Genomic DNA, 19,904 nt, shown 5'->3' on the forward strand with positions numbered 1-19,904 from the left:
AGCCCTTGCGGGGGTGACATGGCAATCAGGTTATGCGCCCAAAGCGCGGCGCAGCATCTCCAACCGTTCTTCCAGCAGCTTTTGGGGTTTGGTGAACAGCCCCAGGCCGTCGACGTCCAGCAGACATTCCAGGCTGGTGGAATCGCCGCCGCCCAGCAGGATGGCGGTAAAGGTGCCGTGGATCTTGCCTTTTTGGAAGTTGCAGCTTATGCAGCGGTTTTTCTCCCGGCGGGTAAAGGTCAGCTGGGTGTCCTTGCCGTCGGTATTGTGCTCGGTGGCCTGCATACCGTCGGGGGTTTCCTCGTAATCCTTTACGTCGGTGCGCCAGTGGTTCAGGGTGGGCTTGGTCAGGTACAGCCAGACCTTGCTTGGGTCGCAGCTGAAATTGGCAGTGACAACACAGGTTTTCATGGTGGGATTCTCCTTACTTTTTACCGCGCCCGAAGAAATCCAGCAGACTGCGGGCAGGGCGCAGGCCGGTGGTGCGGCGCGGGGTGATCTGTTGGGGGGCAGCCTTGCGCACAGCGGGTCGGGCTGCGGCGGGGGTCGGGTCGGGCTGCATCTCAAAGCCGTTGTTGAAATAGCCGAACATCGCCATCTGGCTGTCGATGGGGGGCTGGCCGGGCAGCGGCTTGACCTTGACATAGCTGCCGTCGGGCTGCATCTCGCGGGCGTTGACGGTGTCGCGCAGCTGCAGGTCCAGGATACCGCGCAGCTTTTGGGCGATTTTCGCGTCATCGATGCGCACACCGACCTCGACGCGGCGCTCGGTATTGCGGGTCAGGAAGTCGCCGGAGGCAATGTAGATGCGCATATCCTCCCCGCTGCCGAAGCAGTAAATGCGGGAATGTTCCAGATACCGCCCGACAAGGCTGCGGATATGCACGTTTTCGGTGCGGCCGGGCACGCCCGCGCGCACACAGCAGATACCGCGCACGATCATATCCACCCGCACACCGGCGCAGCTGGCCTGGCTGATTTTTTCGATGATTTCGGGGTCGTTGATGGAGTTGTTTTTTAAGATGATGCCGGCGGGCTTGCCCTGCATGGCCAATGCGATCTGGCGGTCCATCTCCTCCAAAAGCACACTCTTGAAGTGCAGCGGCGCAACCAGCATGGTGCTTACTTCACCGGTCAGGCGCTGCAGGGCCATGTTGTTAAATACGGCGCTGGCCTCCTCACCGATTTCCTGCCGCGTGGTGATGAAGGAAAGGTCGGTGTACAGCTCGCTGGTTTTTTCGTTGTAGTTGCCGGTGCCGATCTGGGTCAGGTAGCGGTACTTACCGTTGACGCGGCTGGTGATCAGCGTCAGCTTGGAGTGTACCTTGTAGTCGTCAAAGCCGTAGAACACCGTGCAGCCGGCGTCCTGCAGCTGCTTGGACCAGTCGATGTTGTTCTGCTCGTCAAAGCGGGCGCGCAGCTCGACCATGGCGACGACTTCCTTGCCGTTTTCGGCGGCGGCAATCAGCGCGTTGACGATCTGCGAGTCGGCAGCCATACGGTACAGCGTCATTTTTATCGAAACAACGTCGGGGTCGTTGGCGGCGCGCAGCAGCATACGGATAAAGGGACGGATGCTCTGGTAAGGGTAGGCCAGCAGCACGTCGTGCTTGCGCACCTCGGTGTACAGGTCGTACCCGGCGGGCGCCTGCATGGGCTTGGCGGCGGGATAGAATAAATCCGTGTGGCCGCCGTCACTGCCGATGCGCCCGGCCAGCTTGAACAGGCAGCCGGTGTCCAGCGGCGAGGTCTGGGTGTAGCAGCGGGCTGCGGGCACGTCCAGCTTGTCGCGCAGGAAACGGGCAATATCCTGCGGCGCGTCCGGCCAGAATTGCAGGCGCACGGCGGACAGCTTGCGGCGCTTTTTGAGCAGCTCGCTCATGACATCGCGAAAGTCGATGTCGTGGTCCATCATGCCCTCGTCCACGGTGATGTCGGCGTTGCGGGTCACGCGGAACAGGCACTGCTTTTGCACGGTGCTGGCGGTAAAGATGGACGCCGCAAAGTGGCCGATAAGCTCCTCCACAAAGGCGTAGCAGGTGGCATCTCCGTCGCGGATAAAGAGGACGCGCTCAAACTGGGGATTTACGGGTACGATGCCGTAGCTGATGCCATCGTTTTTGGAGTGCAGCTGGGCGATGTAGTAGATCTGCTTGTTGTACAAAAACGGGAAGGGATGCCGCTGGTCGACGATCTGCGGGCTTAACAGCGGCAGCAGTTCGCGGTGAAAATACTCTTTCCAGAAATGCTCCTGCTGCTTGCCCAGCTTGGTGAAATCCACCTTTTTGTAGCCCTGCTCGTCCAGGGCCTGCACCAGGTGGGCAAAGTATTTGTCGCACTTGGCCTGCAGGTCGGCCACGCGCGGGGTGATGGCGGCGATCTGTTCGGCGGCGGTCATGTGGGTGACGTTGTCGGTCTTGTTGGTTTTGAGCAGCGTCTGGTCATACAGGGAGCCGACGCGTACCATAAAAAACTCGTCCATGTTGCTGCCGAAAATGGCGGCAAACTTGATGCGTTCGCACAGCGGTACGTTCTTTTCTTTGGCCAGTGCCAAAACGCGGCTGTCAAAGTCCAGCCAGCTGAGTTCGCGGTTGATAAAAATGTTTTCCGGCTTATCCAAGGCTATGCTCCTCCTGTTCCTTTACGGGCGGCTGCACACAGGCAAGACCTGCCCAGCTTTCGACCATGCGTTGGGAAATACCGCTTACGGCGGCAACGTCCTGTAAGGCGGCAAAATATCCGTGTTCGGCGCGGTAGCGCACAATGGCTTCCGCCTTTGCCTGCCCGACCCCCGGCAGGGCGGTCAGCGCGGCGGCATCGGCGGTGTTGATATCCAAAAGCGGTGCCGCGGCGGGGGCGCTTTGCGCAGAAAATACATAGGGGGCGGGGGCTTTTTGCGGCAGCCAGATCGGCACGATCAGCCAAAGCGAGGCGACCGCAACGGCCAGCGCCGCCAGCAAAAAGGCCGCCCAGGGTACGGCCTTGCCGTGCAGAAAACGCATAGCAATCCCCCTTTGTGCAGATGGTACACTTATTATAACACGACGCGGGGGGAAATGCATCTCTTTTGCGCGGTTTTTACACAAATTATACGCGGCGTTTGCGGGGTGTGGGCAGCGGGTCGGCGTCCACGATGACCACATCGGCCCCGATGCGGCGGATACTCTCCCACGGAAGCAGCAGGTCGTCGTCATAGCCCAGCAGCCCCAGCATACGCCCCCGCCCGCGCAGCAGCACCGATTGGATGCGCCCGTTGCCCTCATCAAAGAGAATGTCGTCGATGCGGCCGAGATTTTCGCCGTTTTGTATCCGAATCACGTCTTTTTCGGCCAGATCGTGCAGTGTCATGCAAAGCCCCCTTTCGTGTTGCCTTATAGTATGCGGGCAAAAAAGAATTGTTTCCTGTGCCGAAAACGTGTATAATAAAGGTAAGTACCATAGGAGGGTATACTATGTACAGAAATATCATTTTGGATTTCGGCGGCGTGGTGATCGATTTCAGCCCCAAGGAATTTTTGATGGAGCGTTTTTTGAACAAGCACGCCGAGGAGATAACCTACGAACTGACCTTTGGCAGCCAGGAATGGAACGACTTGGATCGCGGCACCCTGTCCCGCGAGGAGGGCAACCGCATTATGCTGGAGAATGCCGCCCACGTCAACCGTACCTTTGAGGTGCGCACCGTGCTGGAAGAATGGGAGGAGATGCTGCGCGACAAGGACTCCACCATTCAAATCATGCGCGAGCTGAAGGAACAGGGCTACCGCCTGTATTACCTGACCAATATGCCCGCCGATGTGTGGGAAAAAATGCAGCAGCGGGATTGGTTTGCCCTGTTTGACGGGGGCATTGCCAGCTGCGATGTGCACCTGTGCAAGCCTGAACCGGAAATTTTCCACGCGCTGATTGAGCAGTGCGGCCTGGCCTACGACGAGAGCATTTTTGTGGACGACAGCAAGGCAAACGCCCAGGCGGCCTATAACCTGGGCATTACGGGTATCTTGTACAAGAACCCCGTGTCCTTCCGCCGCGCCCTGGGCGTGTGCGGCATTGAACTGGAAAAGTAAGAAAGCATTACCGAAACAACGGGTACTGCGGCAGATTTCGCTGCGGTACCCGTTGTTTGTTGCAACCGCAAAAGCCTTCCCCCCAAGGGGGGAAAAAGCCATATAGGCGGCGATGCTGTTAAGCTGCGGGTGAGCCGCCCCTGCCCCTGCATTACTGCCCCGAAATTTGCTCCTTGATATGCGACAGGGCGCTTTTTTCCAATCGGCTGACCTGCGCCTGACTGATGCCGATGATCTGCGCCACCTGCGTCTGCGTTTTGCCCGAAAGATACCGCAGCGCAATGATGCGGCGTTCGCGCGGCGACAGGGCGCGCACCGTGTCGCGGAACATAATATCGCTGATCCAGCTTTCCTCGTCGGTGTTGTCGCGCAGGCGGTCCACCATCGAAAAGCTGTCCCCATCCTCGCTGAAAACAGGCTCGTACAGGCTGGTCGGCTCACGCACCGACTCCAACGCCAGTGCCACGTTTTCGGGGCTGGTGCCGAGCCTGGCGGCAATTTCCGACAGCTTCGGCTCCCGCCCGCCGGATTTTTGCAGTGCCTCCCGTGCCTGCATGGCGTGGTAGGCCATGTCGCGCATCGAACGGCTGACCCGCACGGCGTTGTTGTCGCGCAGATACCGCCGCAGCTCGCCGCAGATCATCGGCACCCCGTAGGTCGAAAACCGCACCCCGTGGACGGGGTCAAAGCCGTCGATGGCCTTCATCAGCCCGATGCACCCGACCTGAAACAGATCGTCCATGCTTTCGCCGCGCCCCGCAAACCGTTGCACCACGCTTAACACAAGGCGCAGATTGCCGCGTATCATCTCCTGCCGTGCGGCGGCGTCCCCCTGCCGGATCTTGCGGATCAGCGCGGATTTTTCAGCCTCGCTCAAAACCGGCAGCCGCGTGGTGTCCACGCCGCAAATTTCTACCTTGCCTGCATACATTGTGCCAGCCCTCCCCTGCTGTTTGAAGTATAGGCCGCGCTGCGCCGCCCCAAACAGGAAAATTCTGCACATGATGCCAACCGACGGCATACTGTGAAAGCGAGGAGGAGATGCACTATGATGATTTCCGTTTGGGTGACGGCGGCGTTGGTGGTCGTGGCGGCGGTGACGGCAGGGGTCATTGTCTGGCTGGCCCTGCCTGAGGCCGAGCAGCCGCGCAGCAGAGAACGCCGCGCCGAGTACGAACATCCCGATTTTGCCGACGCCGCCGGGTTTGCCGTGACCGCCTACCCCGAAAGCGACATCATCTTGCAGGAACGTATCTGGCTGATCGAGGACGAGGTCGCGGAGCTGGATTTTACCATTGTGCCGGGGCGCAGCGCACGGCTGCGGGTGGCAAGGCAGGAAAAAATGCGCCGCCCCAACGGCTTTGACCCCAAGGCGTTTGAAAGTGTGGAGCAGTACCAGATCGACGGCGTACCTGTGACCCATTACCAGAGCGCGGGCCGCATGGGGGTGCTGACGTGGAGTCGGGACGGCTTTGACTGCCTTTTGTATGCCGAGGACCCGGAGATGAATATGCTGGCGGGGCTGGCGGTGCCGTTTGTTTCCACCGTGCGCGCCGAGCAGCGGTAGGTTAAGGGTGTTGCTTTAGGATACCGATTCCAGCTCGCGCCGCAGACGGCGCAAAATGCGCTTTTCCAACCGGGAAATATAGCTTTGCGAGATGCCCAGCACGTCCGCGACCTCTTTTTGGGTGTGCTCACTCTCCCGCCCCAGGCCGAAGCGCAGTTCCATAATGCGGCGCTCGCGCGGGGAAAGCCCCGCCACGGCGCGGTACAGTGCCGCGCGCTCGGCATTTTGCTCCAACCGGTAGCCGACCTGCGGCTCGTCGGCGGTAAGTACGTCCATCAAAAGCAGCTCGTTGCCGTCGCTGTCGGTGTTCAGCGGCTCGTCGATGCTGGCGTCCTGGCGGCGGTTGGAACTTTTGCGCAGGTACATCAAAATTTCGTTTTCGATGCAGCGGCTTGCGTAGGTTGCCAGCTTGATGTTTTTGCTTGGCTCAAAGGTATTGATGGCCTTGATCAGCCCGATGGTGCCGAGGGAGATCATATCCTCCAGCCCGGCGGAGGGCGTTTCGAACTTTTTGGCGATATAGACGACCAGCCGCAGGTTGTGGGTGATCAAAAGATCCCGCGCCTGTGCGCTGCCGCTGACAAGCGCCGCCACGGCCTGCTGCTCCCGCACGGGGTCCAGCGGGGCGGGCAGTGTGTCCGAGCCGTTGATGTAATGCACGGGATGCGGCACCGAAAGCCGCGCCAAAAGCCCGCAAATAAAGCGTTCCCACGATACAACCATAGATAAGTACCCCCTTTTATAAAAAATCCGGACCGTACAACGCTTCGTACTCGCTGCTGCCGAAGGAGGCTTGGGTAAAAGCCAGCGCTGTGCGCCCCAGCCCCAGCAGCCCGGTGTCGGAAATCAGCGAGATGCCCGACACCGCAAACCCCGGCAGCAGCCCGCTGCCCGCCGCCGTGGAACAGGGAATCAAGCGCAGATGCGTCCCTGCGGGCGGCGCACGGCGGGTACTGCCGGAAAACCAATCGTCCAGAAACGCGCAGACCTCGGCGGGCAGGCGAGCGCGGGCGTCCGGGTAGCTGACGACCAGCACGGGCAGGCAGGTCACGGGGTCTTTTAAGTGGTTGGCGGTATCGGCGGCGGCGCGTAGCCGCAGGGTGTGCCCGCACAGCTCGGTCTGCAGGCCCACGGTCTGCGTCGGCGGGGTGCGGCGGCAGAAAAACCGCTGGTATATCTCCGTTCCGGCAGCTAATACCCCGGCAAGGACAAGCAGCAAAAGCGGTGAAATTCGCAGATACAGCGTTAAATTTCCTGCCTGCAGGGTCGGCGTTTGGCTGTACGCCGCCCCCAAGACCGCCAGCCCGCCCAAGGCGATGTTCAACGCGGCGTATACGGCAGTGACCGCCAGCCACCGCCGTTTGCTGCGCACACCGAAGGCGGCGCACGTCACCACGGCGGCTGTGCCCAGCTTGTACCCCAGCTGGACCGCCAAGGGCAGGGGCGGCGCAAATAAAATCAGCGCCGAGAGCGCCGCCGCCGCGCTGCCCGCCAGCAGCCGCCCGAACCGGGGACGCTGGGCGCACAAGCCCCCTGCCGCCAGCAGCAAAAAATACGCCGCCAGAAAATTGACCAGCAGCAGGATATCCAAGTAGATGACGGTCTTGATGCTGCCCACCCCCTGCCCTATACCCACATTGTATGCCCGCGCCGAAAAGAAAATGCGCAGACATTGCGCGGGCAAAACAAAAAATCCCCCTGCCGAGGCAGGGGGAAAATGATAGGGAGTAAAAACGCAAAATCGTTATTTGTCGCTGCAGGAGGTGCAGCCCGCGCAGGCGGCGCAGCCGTGGCTTTCGCTCCACAGGCGGTCTGCGGTGGGGGTCCACTGGTCGGCGTAGGGCTTGCAGCGGCGGAAAACATCATCGGTGGATTCCGGCTGCTGCATATCGGTGCTGTGGGCGCCGCTGCGCTTGACCATTTCGCCCAGAAGCTCGGGGTTTTCCAGCATCGGGCAGGGGCGCAGGTGGTTGCCGTTGAAGGGCTGACCCTTGTGGTATTCCTTGAACAGGGGCTGCTGCAGACATTCCAGCAGGCTCTTGTCGTGGATGTTGGCGTTGGAGTAGTGGATAAAGACACAAGGCTCCACGTCGCCGGCGGGGTTGATGTGGGCATACTGGCGACCGCCGGCAATGCAGCCGTCGATGTACTCGCCGTCGTTCTGGAAGTCAATGCAGAAGATGGGCTTGCCGCCGGTGAAGCCGCGGATCTCGCGCACGCGCTTGACCATATACTCGCGCTGCTCGGCGTTGAGCATCAGGTCGACGTTGGCGCCGTCACCGATGGGCATATAGTGGAAGTACCAGTTGAAGCGCACACCGTGGCTGATGAGCATATCCATAAACTCATCGCTGGTAACAGCCTTGTAGTTGGCGCTGGTGTAGCAGATGGAGGTGCCGAACAAAAGCCCGTTCTGCTTCATCAGATCCATCGCGTGCATAACGCGCGCGTACACGCCGGGACCGCGGCGGTCGTCGGTGGCGTCACCGATGCCCTCAATGGAGATAAAGAACGCCATATTGCCGACTTCCTTGACACGGTCGCAGAACGCCTGATCGATCAGGGTGCCGTTGGTGAACAGGTGGAACACGGAATTCTGGTGCTTGGCAGCCAGCTTGAACAGATCCTCCTTGCGGCAGGTCGGCTCGCCGCCGGTGCACATATACCAGTGGATGCCCAGCTCCTCGCCCTCGGTGACGATGCGGTCCATATCCTCAAAGCTCAGGTTCAGGCGGTTGCCGTACTCGGCAGCCCAGCAGCCCTTGCAGTGCAGGTTGCAGGCGGAGGTGGGGTCAAACAGCAAGATCCAGGGCATATTGCAGTCGTACTTTTTGCGCAGCTCCATAACGTAGTTGTAGCCGGCAAACATACCCTCGTACACAAGGTTGAGGGCGTTCATCTTCAGGATATGGGGGTCGATCTCGTTGATGGCGCTGTAGGCGTACTGCATCCACTTGCCGTTGGGGTCAGACACAAAGGCGCGAACCTTATCCCAGTCGGCATCGGGGTAGCGGTGTGCCAGCAGGGGCTGCGCCATATTGACCAGCTTGACGGCCTGCTCTGCCATATTTTCGGGACCCTTGCCGCGCACAGACTTGATGGCACTGTCAAGGGCGGCGCTGAAGGCAGCGCGCTCGGCGGCATGGACAATTTTATTCATCGGCATAATGGGATGCTCCTTTTTTCGTTCGATGGGCGGAATTGTTTCAATAGCCTTATTGTAAGCGTTTGGGGCAAAAAGAACATAGGCAAAAGGCGGGGTTTGTTCAAGTTTGACGATGCGGAGCGGGCAAAACTGTACAAATCGACAAAAATGTCCAAGGTACATGGGGCGCAAAAAATCATTTGCAAAGGGCGCATAAGTTGTGATATAATGATGAAAAATCGACTTTTGGGAAGGAGAAACGTCTGCTATGCCCCGATCCAACCAGACCAAGCGCCTGCTGGCACAAAGCCTGCAGGAGATCATGGCCACGACCCCGCTGGAAAAAATTTCAGTCAACGATATTGTGGATCACGCCGGCGTGGGACGCAACACCTTTTACTACCATTTTGAGGATAAGTACGATCTGGTAAACTGGTATTTTCAGAACGGCATCACCGGCTTTCTGGTCGAGCGTTCGGCGTACAGCAGCTGGGACGCCATGCTGGACGCCATTGTGGATTACTTAGAGCAAAACAAGGTGTTTTACTGCAACGCTCTTGCCTACAACGGGCAGAACAGCCTGCAGGAATATGTGTTTGAGTATCTTTGCTCCATTTTCCGCCAGCGCGCCAAGGAGATGATGCCCACCGCCACACCCGACCAGTGCCTGAATGTGGGGCGCTTTTATGCGGGTGCGCTGATGGGTGTGCTGATCCCGTGGGCGCTGGGCGGTATGAAAACACGCATTATGCGCTCGCCCCAGTGGGTGGATCTGCTGCTGCCCGAAAAGCTGGTCAAAGACCTGCGCGGCAGTGTGGCAAAATGAGTATAACAAAAAACCTGCTCTCTGTTTGTCGAAAAGACAGACAGGAAGCAGGTTTTTTATTGCGGTAAGGTGTTAAAAGTCAAGGTTTAGCGGGAAGGTGTACTCCTCCGGCAGGTGGTTGCCCAGCACTGCATACTCGGAAATGTGGCGGTTGAGGTAATTGATATCCCCTTCCCAGTCCAGCATCAGAACGGGCAAGCCGGTTTCCAGACGACCTGCCACAATGCCGCTGCGCAGCCGTTTGGAGGTTTCGGGCGTGACGTCCCCGCGGCGGGAAATCATGCAGAACAGCGATTCCTGCGCGATGCTCTCGACCCAGTCGGGCTGCAGGATGCTGTCGATCTCGTCCTCCCCTGCCTGTACGGTCAGCATATACATCATACGGTGCTTTTTCAGGGCGCGGGCGGCAAGGCAAGCCTCGGGCGTAAGCTCCGGCGTGTGCAGCAGGGGCAGCACCACGATATTCATACAGGGCAAAAGCGCCTCAATGCAGGCGGGGGTCAGGGTTTCCGGCTCTGCCAGAATGCCAAAGACGCTTTCGGGGTTGGCAAGCGCCAGCGCGGCGGCATCGGCGGGGTTGCCGCGGGTGGCATCCAGCACCCAGACAAAGCTGCCCTGTTTGGCGGCGGCGGGGACTTGCTCGGCAAGGGATGCATCGCCGCAGACGGCGACCTGCACCCAGGAAAACGGTGCGTGGTCGGCATCGGCCTGTACCTTCATCTTGCTGGCGCCGTAGATCAGCCCGCTGAAGCCGAGGTTGACACCCACGGTGCAGATGCGGTCATCCTCCACCGAATCCAGCAGGTTGTGGATCATTGAATAATAGCAGCTGTCGGTGCGCTGCAGGGCTGCCTGCGCACAGGCAAAAAAATCCTTTTGCTGCGGTTTTTTTGCCAGGGTGGCGCACATATCCACATAGTTGCGCAGCTGGCGGAATCCCCCGCGGCGGATATCTTCCACGGCGCGGTGGGCAAGGGTCAAGGTAAAGCTGCGTGTGCTGCTGTACTCCACGGCCATAAACGGTCACTCTCTTTCCTTTGGTCTTGTAATCAGTATAGCACAGGGCGGCGCAAAATCGCCATATACAAAAAGCAGGATTTGTTTTAAAAAATACCGCATAAATTCTAAGTTGTGCCGATACGGCGGGAATTGTGCGGTGTTGCCTTTACTTCAGCTCCACAACGGTGACGCCGCTCTCCCCCTCGCCGTAGCGCCCGGAGCGGAAGCTCTTGACCGCCTTGTGGGTGCGCAGATGCTTTTGGATGGCGGTGCGCAGTGCGCCGGTGCCGTTGCCGTGGATGATATACAGCGTGTGCTGGGCGCGCAGCATACCGCTGTCCAAAAATTTATCCACCTCGTTCAGCGCTTCGTCCACCGTGTAGCCCAGCAGGTTCAGCTCCATACTGGTCTTGCGGCTGCTGTCCAGCTGCACGCGGGAGCTGTTGCGGCGGGGCTGCGGCGCGGGGCGCTTGTCCATTTTGGCGGGGGCGCACAAGCCGGAAAGCGGCACCTTGGTTTTCATAATACCGGCGCGCACCTCCACCATACCGCTGCGGTCGGGGCGTGCGGTGACGGTGGCAAGCTGGTTTAGCTCGGCGATCATAACCTCCTGCCCGATCTGCACGTCCTTGAGCGGTACAAAATCGCGGGCAGCCTGCGGCTTGGCGGCGGTCTTTTTCAAAAGCCCCTCGGTATCCTTGCGGGCAATTTCCCGGGCGCGCACGGCACGCTGGGCGGCGCTGGTTTTTTCATCCTTCTGGATGCGGCGCAGCTCGTCGGTTAAATTGTACGCCTCGTTCTGCACGTTCTGCACAAGCTCGTTGGCGCGGCGGCGGGCGTTTTCCAGCTCCTCCTGCCCTTGGCGGATCAGCTCATCGCGCTTTTTCTCGGCACTTTCCAGCGCGTGTTCGGCGTCATAGCGCGCTTTTTCGGCATCGTCCTGCGCCGCCTTGAGCTGCAGTTTCAAATCGTCCAGCTGGGCAAGGACGCTGTCCAGCCGCTTGTCGTCGTTGGACATATGGCTGCGGGCGGCGTCGATGATGTTGGCGGGGATGCCAAGCTTGGCGCTGATCAAAAAGGCGTTGGACTTGCCCGGCACGCCGACGCTGAGCTTATAGGTGGGCATCAGCGTTTCTACGTTGAATTCGCAGCTGGCGTTGACCACGCCGGGCGTTTCCAGCGCATAGACCTTCATCTCGGCATAGTGGGTGGTCGCCATCAGCAGGCTGCCTTGGCGGCGCAGCTGCTCCAGAATGCTGACTGCCAGCGCCGCGCCCTCGGCGGGGTCGGTGCCGGCGCCCAGCTCGTCCAGCAGTACCAGCGAGCCGCGGCGGGCGATCTGTAAAATAGCACCGATGCGCTTCATATGACCGGAGAAGGTCGAAAGGCTCTGCTCAATGCTCTGCTCGTCGCCGATGTCCACAAGGTACTCGTCAAAATGGCAGACGGTGCTGCTCTCGTGCGCGGGGATCAAAAAGCCGTACTGCGCCATGGCGTTGAGCAGCCCGGCGGTTTTCAGCGACACAGTCTTGCCGCCGGTGTTCGGACCGGTGATGACCAGCGTGTCGTATTCGTCACCCAAGGAAATATCCACAGGTACGACCTTTTTCTTGTCGATCAACGGGTGGCGGGCTTTGTTCAGCTTAAAGCGCACACTGTCGCTGACGGCGGGCATAAAGGCGTTTTGCTCCACGGCAAGGCGCGCCTTTGCCAGCAGCAGGTCAATTTGCAGCATGGCGTCGTAGCTGTAGCTGAACTGCGGCTCCAAGCTGCCCACCTGCGCCGAGAAGGAGGACAAAATGCGGGTGATCTCCTCCTGCTCCTGCGCGCGCAGCTGCATAATGCGGGCGTTGGCTTCGACCACGGCGGTCGGCTCAACAAAGACGGTGGCGCCGGTGCTGGAAACATCGTGGATGACGCCGCCCACCTCGCCGCGGTACTCGGCGCGCACCGGTACGACATAGCGCCCGTTGCGCAGGGAAACCACGGCGTCCTGCAAAAATTTGTTGGTGGTGGAATTTTTGATGATGGCATCCAGCTTGGTGCGGATGGAATCCTCGGTCTGGCGGATCTTACGGCGCAGATCGCTCAGGGTGACGCTGGCGGTGTCCGCCATTTCGTCCGGCGAAAGAATGCTTTCGGAAATCTGGCGCTCCAACACGGGCTGGGGTGCCAGTGCGTAAAAAAGGTCGTCGGTAGGCAGCATTTCATGCTCGCTCAGACCGTACCACTGGTTCAGCCCCGCAAAATTGCGCAGTGTGGCGGCAATTTCCAGCAACTCGCCCATGGACAGAATGCCGCCCTTTTGGGCGTGCGCCACGACACGGCGCACCTCGTTGACGCTGCCAAAGCGCGGGCTGCCGTTTTTGATGAGCAGCGCGTTGACGGCGTTGGTCTGCGCCAGTGCATAGCGTTCTTCTTCCACGGTGTCAAAGGGTTGCAGGGTCTGCATCATGGCTTTGGTTTCGCGGCAGGTGCAAAGCTGCACGGCGCGCGCCAAAACCTTGTCGAGTTCTAAGGTGGTTTTATAGGCTGTATCCATACAGGGTCAAGTTCTCCTACTCTACTACGGTTTTGAGAAAATCCAGCGTTTTCAACCCGTGTTCCAGGTGCGTCAGCAGATACTGCTCACAGACGCCGGACAGATTTTTTAACGATGCATCGGCCAAAGAAAAGGAAAACAGCTTGTTATCCTCACTCAGGCAGATATGGCGCAGGGCATACAGTGCGCCGGGGTCTAAGTTGGGCAGGTGCCGCTCGCGGTCGGCGCAGGCGGCGCAGAGCAAGCGTCCCTCCGCCGGGCTGAAATAAAACGAGCCTCCGTCGTATTTTCCGCAGGCAGAGCAAGCCAGCACATCGGGCATATACCCTGCCAGGCACAGCGCGCGCAGCTCGTAGATGGCTTTCAGCTGCCGCCACGGGCGCTTTTTTTCGCAGATCATGTACAGGCAGTTCAGCAAAAGGCGCAGCTGCGCCTCGGCCTCGGGCGGCGCGGGCGAAAGCTCGGCGGCGACCTCTGCCATATAGGATGCCAGCGCCAGCCCCTCCACCGTGGAGGACACGCCGTAAAACACCTTTTTGACCTGCGCATCATCCACAAAATAGTGGCTGCGGCCGCTGGTCAGCACAAATTCGGAATAGCTGAAATGCCCGCATGCGCTGAACAGCTTGTTTTTCAGCCGCAGGCTGCCCTTGGCGGAGGCGGATATGACCCCCAGGTCAGGGGTCAGCAGGGTCAGGATCTGGTCGGCCTCCCCCAGTTTCACCTGCCGCAGCACCAGACCCGTTGTCGCTATCGGCATGGGTGCCCTCCTGTTGCGTGTTTTGCTTGTAGCGCAGATAATCGTAAACGCTGCCGGTTTGGGCAAACTGTGCCCAGTCCCCTGCCGTAGCCATACCGATGCCCCCTTTCTTTACCCTATTATAAAAGAAGGGGGCTACAAAAGTTGTCAGCTTGGGCGGGAAATAATCGGGCGTTTACGGCTTGGCAAAGCCGAGGTTGTTGAGCTGCTGCTCGCTGTCGCGCCAATCCTCGCGCACCTTGACCCAGCATTGCAGGTTCACCTTGACGCCGAGCAGCTCCTCGATGTCGGCGCGGGCGGCGGAGCCGATCTTTTTCAGCATCTGCCCGCCCTTGCCGATGATCATACCCTTGTGGCTTTTGCGCTCGCAGTAAATGTCCACATCAATATCAATTAAATCCTTGTCGGGGCGCTCCTTGAAGCGCTCGACCACAACGGCGATGCCGTGGGGGATCTCGTCCCGCATAAACAGCAGGGCTTTTTCGCGCACCAGCTCGGCCACCAGTTCTTTTTCGGGCATATCGGTAAAGGCTTCATCGTCAAAATAGTGCGGGCCTTCGTTGCCGTAGGGTTTCAGCACGGCAAACAGCTCGTCGCAGCCGGTGCCGTCCTTGGCGGAAACCGTCAGCACCTTGTCAAAGCAGCCGAACTCCTCGATCCGACGGCGGCGGGCTTCCAGCTGGGTCAGGCTGTTGAGCAGGTCTACCTTGTTGATGACCGCCACAGCGGGGCCGCCCTTTTGCAGGGCGGCGACCATGCGCAGCTCGGCGTCGGTGAACTCCCCCTCCGGCTCAAACAGCATCAGGGTCACATCCACGTCCTTCAGGCTGGCGGCGGCGGTCTGGGTCATGCGGGCGTCCAGCTTGTTGCGGGCAGCATGGATGCCGGGGGTGTCCATCAGCACATACTGCACGGGCCCCTTGGTGATGATGCCGGTGATGCGGCTGCGGGTGGTCTGGGGCTTTTGGGTGACGATGGCCACTTTTTCGCCCACAAGGTAGTTGGTCAGGCTGGATTTGCCCACGTTGGGGCGACCCACCAGCGCCACAAATACGCTGCTGGGCATTTCAGGAATCGGTTTCGCCATTCGGATTTTCGCCTTTCTGTGTTGAGTTATCGTAACGGAAAATAAAGCCCCAAAGCAGCAGGGGCACAGACACGACCACGCCGAGGACGTTGCCCCAATGCGCGGTAAAATTTGCCCACAGTACGCCAAAACGCGGGATAAACAGGAACACGGCAATGACCAGCGCTGCCAGCGCCATCACCAGCACCGCCCCGGCTGCCATATCCTTGGCGGCCCCGGCGGTCCACCAGTGGGAGGTGTCGGGCTTGTCCACGGCGCGCTCAATGGCAGAGTTTACCAGTTCCAGCGCCAGCACGGCGCCCACGCAGAGCACGATCAGCGCCCACTCGACGGCGGACAGCCTTGCCCAGTAGGACCCAAGACAGGCGTACAGTGCCGCGCACAGGTGGAACCGGAAGTTGCGTTCCTCTTTTATGGCGGCGCGGATGCCGTTGTAGGCGTACACAAAGCCGCGGGCAAAGCGGGCCAGACGTTCAAATTTCATCGCTGGTATACGAGACAGTGCGCGGCAGACCCAGCTGGATCAGCACAGCCTCCTCCTTTTCGCGCATACGCACGGCTTCCAGACCGCCCGCCTCGTGGTCGTAGCCCAGCAGGTGCAGCATGGAATGTACCGTCAGGTAGGCGACCTCGCGCTGCAGGGAATGCCCGTACAGCTCCGCTTGCTCGGTGGCGCGCTCCATCGAAATGACGATGTCGCCCAGAATTTTGCAGCCGTTGTCCTCGTCGATGTCGTACTCGCCGTTTTCGCCCATCGGGAAACTGAGCACGTCGGTGGCGGAATCCTTATTGCGGTATTCCAGATTCAGCTCGTGGATGCGGTTGTTGTCCACAAAGGTGACGCTGATCTCGGCGGGGCCGTCAAACTTTTCAAAGTCCAGCACGGCGTTGCAGCTGCGGCGGATCAGAATCCGCAGCCCGGACGGAATTTTGATAACGTTCTGGTCATTGGTGATCAATACTTTATTGGACATAATATGCGAACCTCCTGCTCATTTTTGTTCGGTAGTGCGATATACTTTCAGCGCTTGTCGTCGGACACGGCGCGGTTTTCGGTTTTGGGAGATTTATGCTCGGCTGCCTGCTCATACGCGCGGACGATCTGCTGTACCAGGCGGTGGCGCACGACGTCCTTTTCGGTCAGGCGCACCTGAGCGATGCCGTCCACATGGCGCAGCACCTCCAGGGCGTCGATCAGACCGCTGCGGGTCTTTTCGGGCAGGTCGATCTGGGTCACGTCGCCCGTCACGACCACCTTGCTGCCCACGCCCATGCGGGTCAGGAACATCTTCATCTGTTCCGGGGTGGTGTTCTGCGCCTCGTCCAGAATGATAAAGGCATCGTCCAGCGTGCGCCCGCGCATGTAGGCAAGGGGCGCGACCTCAATGGCCTGCTTTTCAAACAATTTCTGGAAGGTCTCGGCCCCCAGCAAATCAAACAGCCCATCGTACAAAGGGCGCAGATAAGGGTCTACCTTGTTTTGCAGATCGCCCGGCAGAAAGCCCAGCTTTTCGCCGGCTTCGACTGCGGGGCGGGTCAGGATAATGCGGCTGACATCCTTGGACTTGAACGCCTTGACCGCCATCGCTACGGCCAGATAGGTCTTGCCGGTGCCGGCAGGACCCACGCCGAAGGTGACGGCATTTTTGCGTATGGCGGCGAGATATTCTTTTTGCCCCAGCGTTTTGGGGTGGATGGGACGGCCCTTGGCGGTGACTGCCACAAAATCGTCGGTCAGCTCGCGCAGGCGGCTTTCCTCCCCGCCGCGGGCCAGGCTCATGCAGTAGCGCACGGTCTGCTCCTCCAGCGGGGTGTGGTTCTGCATCAGGGTGACCATACCGTCAATGGCGCGCACGGCAGCGGTCACGTCCTTATCCTCGCCGGAAAAACGCAGCTCGGAGCCGCGGCATACGGCGGTGACGCGGAATTCTTTTTCCAGCATACGGATGTTGCGGTCGCCGCTGCCGAAAATGGCGGCGGCCAGTTCAATGCTGTCCAGTTCGATAGAGCGTTCTGCCAAAGAAAAATCCTCCCTATAATGTAGACTACACAATATCTCATTTAGATTATATCACAGTTATTGACAAAAGAAACTGTTAATTTTGCACAAAATTTTTTCAACAGTTTTGACGCGGCAAACAGTGCGTTTCAGGGAACTCAATCTTGCGCCGCCTGCGCAATGTCGGCGGTAAAAAGATAGCACACCTCGGCGCGGGCCGTGCCGTTTTGCACGGTGACGGTGCGCTGCTCCCGCAGAATTTCGGCATCGGGAAAGTCCGCCAGCAGGGCACGGCGGCAGTTCCGCAGGGCCAGTGCGCGGGCAGCGGCCTCGGACAGGGCTTGCGTCCGGGTCTGCCGCTGCCAAAAGGTTTCGCGCAAAAGATACCCCGGCAGGCAGATGCGCCCCATGCGCAGCGGCAGCCGGGCGGTGTCGGTGTCTCCTTCAAGCGGGGCGTCGTCCTGCAGCAGAAAGCGGCGGCCGAAAATGCACAGGGTAAGGCGCTGCGCCTGCCGCCCCGTAAGCTGTGCGGCCGTGACCTGCAAAGAGCACTGTGCGGCGTAGCTTTTCTGCACCTGCGCCACTACCCGCCCCGAAACCGGCTGGTGCACCTCACGCCCGCTGCGGTCAAGGCGTGTGCAGACGGCAAGGCGCTGGTTTTCGGCCACGAACTGCCCGGGCTTGACCTCGGCAAAGCCGCTTTGTACCTCGACGGCAAGCACCTCCCCCGCTGCCTTGGCGCGCAGAAAGCGGGCATCGGGCGCGGGCTGCACACTTTGGTATCGGCCGGGCGTGCTCTCCACAAACAGGCAGCCGTTTACAAAATTCAGACTGACCCAGCCGAAGGTGCCGCTTTGCCGCAGCACGGTGTTTTGCGCCGCCTGCAGCAGCGGTTGGGTCATGCGGCAGCCCTCGGTGATATGCTGCTCTGCCAAAACGGTGCGCAGAGCAGCCGCGCAGTCCGGGGACATCGTACCGAAGTCAATGCACCACAAATAGCCGGAGAAAACACGCAGCAGCGCTAAAAACAAAACAACGCCGCAGAGGATGCCGGGCCGCTGCAGCAGCCGGGCAGCTGCCCTGCCGGGGCCTTTGCGCCGCACGATCTGCACGGCACAGGGCGCGGCCAGTGCCGAAAAGGCAGCCAGGTCCCGCCCCCACAGGTACAGCGTGCAGCCGGTTTCGCTGGGGACGATGCGCCGCAGGCGTATCCCCTGCCCCGCCGCCCGACTGAGCAGTGCGGCAACGTCGGTGCCGCTGCCGCCGATTTGCAGCTGCAAAAGGTCAAACCGTGCGGCTGTCAGCCTTGGGCCATTTGTGCAAAAACTCAATGCGCGCCACCTCCCCCGCCAGCATCAGCCTTTTTCCCACAAGGGATTCTATTCGCAGGCGGCAGCCATAAAATGTTATCAGCACCCGTCCTGTATCCACGCAGATTTTTTCGGGCGTGAAGGTCAGTACGCGGCGGCAGCCGGACACCACGGCACGGCCGCCGCGCAGCTCGATTTCCGGCAGGGTGTAAAAGGCGGCGGGCGGCTGGGCAAACAGCGTCGGCGGCTGCGGGCGCGGGGACGCCTTGTGGGGTCTGCGGGGCTTCAACAGGGCATCCCTCCCATTCAAATCATCATTCCAGTATACGCGGGGGAGGTTGGGATATGAACCCTTTGCTCAAACGTGGGTTTTGGCTGGCGGCGGCATCGGCGCTGCTGGCAGGAGTGCTGGTGCGTCCCGATGCGGCGGCGCAGGGTTTTGCGCAGGGGCTGCGGCTGTGTGTGGGCAGCGTGCTGCCGGCGCTGTTTCCCTGCTTTGCGGCGTGCAGCCTGATTTTGGCACAGCTTACGCCCCGGCAGTGCCGCGCCACCCTGCTGCCGCTGAGCTGGCTGGGCGGGTATGCGGTGTGCGCACAGTTGACAGCCCGTGCGTACCGCCGGGGAAATATCGATACCCGCCGTGCGGGGCTGCTGCTGTGTTTGGGGTGCGGCGCCGCGCCCGGTTTTGTTATCGGCTGTGTGGGCGGGCTGCTGCTGGGCAGCGCGCCTTTGGGGTGGGTGTTGTTCGGCGCACAGCTGGCGGGCAATGCCGTTTCGGCGTTGGTTTGCCGTCCGCTGCTGCCCCCGTCAGGCAGACGGCGGCCCTGCATGGCAGGGACGGCTGCGTCCGCCACCCTGCCGCAGGCGGTGGGCGATGCCGTCAACAGCTGCCTGTCGGTGTGCGGATGTGTGGTGCTTTTTTGCACGGTATCGCAGCTTTTGCAGGTGCTTTGCCCGCTGCCCGCCTTGTATGCGGCGGCACTTTCGGGTGCGTTGGAGGTCAGTGCGGGGTGCGCAAAATTTGCCGCTTTGGGCGGGGCTGTGTCGGTGTACGGCTGCAGCCTGTGCCTGAGTGCGCTCAGCGCGTCGGTGTGGCTGCAAGTAGCCGCACTCTTGCCGCGGGAAATATCCCTGCGTCCCCTTGCCCTCGCGCGTTGTGTACAGGCGGCGGTCAGCTTGGGCATTGTGCGCCTGGCGCTGGGGCTGCTGCCGGGGGTGGCGCCGGCGCTGGCGGGCGGTGCCAACCGGCTGGTGGTGACGGAGCGTCTGCCGCCCGATGCCTTGGTTACAGGCACATTGTTTTTGGCGGCGGTGCTTTACAAAGGATACAAAACCTTATATAATAACAAGTATAATTATGAAGTAAATCGGTGAAGCTATGTTCAAAAAAACGTATTATGGGGCCAACATCGCCCCGGCGTGTGCCTACTGCCTGCACGGCACCCCGGCGGCCGACCCAAAAATGATTTTGTGCAAAAACAAAGGCGTAGTATCGCCCTATTATTGCTGCCGTAAGTTCAGCTATGACCCGCTGATGCGCGTGCCCCGCCGCCAGGTTTTGCCGAATCTGGACCCCAAAGATTTTTCGCTGGAGGATTGACC

Annotated in this window: 22 protein-coding genes; 5 read left to right on the forward strand and 17 right to left on the reverse strand. The window is 60.2% G+C overall.

The window, feature by feature from the left end; all coding sequences use genetic code 11:
* Nucleotides 1–30 precede the first annotated feature (30 nt).
* From Q0I19_RS05245 to Q0I19_RS05260, 4 genes are all read right to left on the reverse strand, one after another.
* Nucleotides 31–411, reverse strand: a complete 381-nt coding sequence (locus Q0I19_RS05245) for a hypothetical protein (RefSeq protein WP_294759125.1) — start codon at nt 409–411, stop codon at nt 31–33.
* A gap of 13 nt (nt 412–424) precedes the next feature.
* Nucleotides 425–2,620, reverse strand: a complete 2,196-nt coding sequence (gene ppk1 / locus Q0I19_RS05250) for a polyphosphate kinase 1 (protein WP_294759127.1) — start codon at nt 2,618–2,620, stop codon at nt 425–427.
* Complete coding sequence (locus tag Q0I19_RS05255; protein ID WP_294759128.1) at nt 2,613–3,002, reverse strand: helix-hairpin-helix domain-containing protein; 390 nt, start codon at nt 3,000–3,002, stop codon at nt 2,613–2,615. The genes ppk1 and Q0I19_RS05255 overlap by 8 nt, the downstream gene beginning before the upstream one ends.
* Nucleotides 3,003–3,087: 85 nt before the next feature.
* A complete protein-coding gene (locus tag Q0I19_RS05260) occupies nt 3,088–3,348 on the reverse strand; it encodes a YlmC/YmxH family sporulation protein (protein WP_294759129.1) in 261 nt (86 codons plus the stop codon).
* A 104-nt stretch (nt 3,349–3,452) separates the two neighbouring features.
* Here Q0I19_RS05260 and Q0I19_RS05265 point away from each other — a divergent pair, with 104 nt between their 5' ends.
* Entirely contained in the window at nt 3,453–4,067 is a 615-nt protein-coding gene (locus Q0I19_RS05265; RefSeq protein WP_294759130.1) for an HAD family phosphatase, read from the forward strand.
* 151 nt (nt 4,068–4,218) lie between these two features.
* On the opposite strand, the gene Q0I19_RS05270 is transcribed toward Q0I19_RS05265, so the two are convergent.
* A complete protein-coding gene (locus tag Q0I19_RS05270; protein WP_294759131.1) occupies nt 4,219–4,998 on the reverse strand; it encodes a SigB/SigF/SigG family RNA polymerase sigma factor in 780 nt (259 codons plus the stop codon).
* Nucleotides 4,999–5,115: 117 nt separating this feature from the next.
* Between Q0I19_RS05270 and Q0I19_RS05275 the strand changes: the two genes are divergently transcribed.
* Nucleotides 5,116–5,634 (forward strand): hypothetical protein, encoded by a 519-nt coding sequence (locus tag Q0I19_RS05275; protein WP_294759132.1) that lies wholly within the window; start codon nt 5,116–5,118, stop codon nt 5,632–5,634.
* A 15-nt stretch (nt 5,635–5,649) separates the two neighbouring features.
* On the opposite strand, the gene sigK is transcribed toward Q0I19_RS05275, so the two are convergent.
* Genes sigK through Q0I19_RS05290 form a run of 3 tightly spaced genes read right to left on the reverse strand, consistent with a single transcriptional unit; the run spans nt 5,650 to nt 8,800 of the window.
* Nucleotides 5,650–6,357 carry an RNA polymerase sporulation sigma factor SigK gene (sigK, locus tag Q0I19_RS05280; RefSeq protein ID WP_294759134.1) on the reverse strand — a complete coding sequence of 236 codons (708 nt, stop codon included), beginning with the start codon at nt 6,355–6,357 and terminating at the stop codon, nt 5,650–5,652.
* A 16-nt stretch (nt 6,358–6,373) separates the two neighbouring features.
* Complete coding sequence (locus Q0I19_RS05285; protein WP_294759136.1) at nt 6,374–7,318, reverse strand: sigma-E processing peptidase SpoIIGA; 945 nt, start codon at nt 7,316–7,318, stop codon at nt 6,374–6,376.
* A 60-nt stretch (nt 7,319–7,378) separates the two neighbouring features.
* Nucleotides 7,379–8,800, reverse strand: a complete 1,422-nt coding sequence (locus tag Q0I19_RS05290; protein WP_366012457.1) for a radical SAM protein — start codon at nt 8,798–8,800, stop codon at nt 7,379–7,381.
* A 247-nt stretch (nt 8,801–9,047) separates the two neighbouring features.
* On the opposite strand from Q0I19_RS05290, the gene Q0I19_RS05295 reads away from it, so the two are divergent.
* A complete protein-coding gene (locus tag Q0I19_RS05295; RefSeq protein WP_294759137.1) occupies nt 9,048–9,605 on the forward strand; it encodes a TetR/AcrR family transcriptional regulator C-terminal domain-containing protein in 558 nt (185 codons plus the stop codon).
* Between the two features lie 72 nt (nt 9,606–9,677).
* On the opposite strand, the gene Q0I19_RS05300 is transcribed toward Q0I19_RS05295, so the two are convergent.
* From Q0I19_RS05300 to Q0I19_RS05340, 9 genes are all read right to left on the reverse strand, one after another.
* Nucleotides 9,678–10,622 carry a hypothetical protein gene (locus tag Q0I19_RS05300; protein ID WP_294759139.1) on the reverse strand — a complete coding sequence of 315 codons (945 nt, stop codon included), beginning with the start codon at nt 10,620–10,622 and terminating at the stop codon, nt 9,678–9,680.
* Nucleotides 10,623–10,770: 148 nt separating this feature from the next.
* Nucleotides 10,771–13,146, reverse strand: coding sequence for an endonuclease MutS2 (locus tag Q0I19_RS05305; protein ID WP_294759141.1), 2,376 nt, complete (start codon nt 13,144–13,146; stop codon nt 10,771–10,773).
* A 16-nt stretch (nt 13,147–13,162) separates the two neighbouring features.
* Nucleotides 13,163–13,906: a DNA repair protein RecO gene (recO, locus tag Q0I19_RS05310; protein WP_294759143.1), complete on the reverse strand. Its 744-nt coding sequence runs from the start codon at nt 13,904–13,906 to the stop codon at nt 13,163–13,165.
* Nucleotides 13,907–14,081: 175 nt separating this feature from the next.
* Nucleotides 14,082–14,993 (reverse strand): GTPase Era, encoded by a 912-nt coding sequence (era, locus tag Q0I19_RS05315; RefSeq protein ID WP_294759145.1) that lies wholly within the window; start codon nt 14,991–14,993, stop codon nt 14,082–14,084.
* Nucleotides 14,974–15,477 (reverse strand): diacylglycerol kinase family protein, encoded by a 504-nt coding sequence (locus Q0I19_RS05320; RefSeq protein ID WP_294759146.1) that lies wholly within the window; start codon nt 15,475–15,477, stop codon nt 14,974–14,976. The genes era and Q0I19_RS05320 overlap by 20 nt, the downstream gene beginning before the upstream one ends.
* Nucleotides 15,467–15,967 (reverse strand): rRNA maturation RNase YbeY, encoded by a 501-nt coding sequence (ybeY, locus tag Q0I19_RS05325; RefSeq protein ID WP_294759147.1) that lies wholly within the window; start codon nt 15,965–15,967, stop codon nt 15,467–15,469. Before ybeY ends, Q0I19_RS05320 begins: the two co-directional genes overlap by 11 nt.
* Before the next feature lie 47 nt (nt 15,968–16,014).
* Nucleotides 16,015–17,013: a PhoH family protein gene (locus Q0I19_RS05330; RefSeq protein ID WP_294759148.1), complete on the reverse strand. Its 999-nt coding sequence runs from the start codon at nt 17,011–17,013 to the stop codon at nt 16,015–16,017.
* A 137-nt stretch (nt 17,014–17,150) separates the two neighbouring features.
* A complete protein-coding gene (locus Q0I19_RS05335) occupies nt 17,151–18,323 on the reverse strand; it encodes a sporulation protein YqfD (RefSeq protein WP_294759149.1) in 1,173 nt (390 codons plus the stop codon).
* Complete coding sequence (locus Q0I19_RS05340; protein WP_294759151.1) at nt 18,277–18,591, reverse strand: YabP/YqfC family sporulation protein; 315 nt, start codon at nt 18,589–18,591, stop codon at nt 18,277–18,279. The genes Q0I19_RS05335 and Q0I19_RS05340 overlap by 47 nt, the downstream gene beginning before the upstream one ends.
* 56 nt (nt 18,592–18,647) lie before the next feature.
* Between Q0I19_RS05340 and Q0I19_RS05345 the strand changes: the two genes are divergently transcribed.
* Nucleotides 18,648–19,676: a hypothetical protein gene (locus tag Q0I19_RS05345; RefSeq protein WP_294759152.1), complete on the forward strand. Its 1,029-nt coding sequence runs from the start codon at nt 18,648–18,650 to the stop codon at nt 19,674–19,676.
* 4 nt (nt 19,677–19,680) lie between these two features.
* Nucleotides 19,681–19,902: a hypothetical protein gene (locus tag Q0I19_RS05350; RefSeq protein WP_294759155.1), complete on the forward strand. Its 222-nt coding sequence runs from the start codon at nt 19,681–19,683 to the stop codon at nt 19,900–19,902.
* Nucleotides 19,903–19,904: the final 2 nt, after the last annotated feature.

It is taken from the genome of uncultured Gemmiger sp., from assembly GCF_934561205.1.
Taxonomy (GTDB): domain Bacteria; phylum Bacillota; class Clostridia; order Oscillospirales; family Ruminococcaceae; genus Gemmiger.